The following is a 963-nucleotide window of genomic DNA, read 5'->3' as shown; positions in this document are numbered from 1 at the left end:
ACGGATCATTTCAAGGACAACCCGCTAGGGCGTCAGTCAGTGGCAGAGTCAGACCCCCGCCGAGGCACTCCCATCATCAACGTCAGTGGTCGGTCATAGCCTTGGAGGTAGGACGGCAGAGCAGTCGTAGCCCGCAGAGGGGGTGGGGTTGGTGAGCAGCATCGAGGACTTCGACCCGCACGCTGCCTGGCTCGAGGACCCCTACACGCACGAGCAGGTCGGTGAGCAGTCCCTGCGCCGTCTGCAGGAGCTGTGGGCCCAGGAGGAGGACGCGGCCGATGTGTTCCTCGATGCCGGGGACAGGTCGCCACCGTCGACGATCACCGACGAGCAGCCGAGCGTCGAGCCGGTCCAGCCGGTGTCGGCCGAGGCCCTGGCGGCCATGGCACCCGATGGTCAGCTCCTCACCGAGCTGGAGGACATCGACCCTGGCGAGGTGGATGAGTACTACCTCGTGGAGATGGCCGCCGGCTACCAGCGCATCACCGCGTGGGCCACCGCCAAGCTCACCCGGGTGGCCGGTGAACTCTCCCGGCGCCCGCTCATGAACGGCAGCGGCGCCCTTCCCTCGCACGTGAGGTCCGGGAACATGGCCGCCGACGAGCTCGCTCCGCGCCTGGGGCTGAGCCGCTTCGCCGCGCAGCGAATCGTCAGCAACGCCCGCGCCTTCGAGAACGTCTTCGCCCTCACCGGTCAGGCGCTGGCCACCGGGCACATCGACGCCCGCAAGGCCACGACGATCGTCTCGATGCTGGAGGACTACCCGGTCGAGATCGCGGTCCTGGTCCAGGACTCGGTTATCGACGACGCCGGCACCCAGACCCACAGCCAGCTCCTCGAGGCCCTCAAGAAGGCCGTCATCGCCCTCAGCCACGACGACGCCGACCTCTTCCACGCCCGCGCCCGCGCCCGGCGGCGGGTCGAGCACCCCCGTCAGCTGCCCGACGGCATGGCCTGCATCCG

Annotated in this window: 1 protein-coding gene; it reads left to right on the top strand. The window is 69.2% G+C overall.

Going from position 1 to position 963, the window contains the following annotated elements:
* Positions 1 to 151: 151 nt before the first annotated feature.
* Positions 152 to 963 (top strand): DUF222 domain-containing protein (locus M3148_RS18195; protein ID WP_251305895.1); only part of this gene is annotated, 812 nt, incomplete at its 3' end.

The organism is Georgenia satyanarayanai, from assembly GCF_023715365.1.
GTDB lineage: Bacteria > Actinomycetota > Actinomycetes > Actinomycetales > Actinomycetaceae > Oceanitalea > Oceanitalea satyanarayanai_B.
This window is presented reverse-complemented; position numbering and strand designations above follow the sequence as displayed.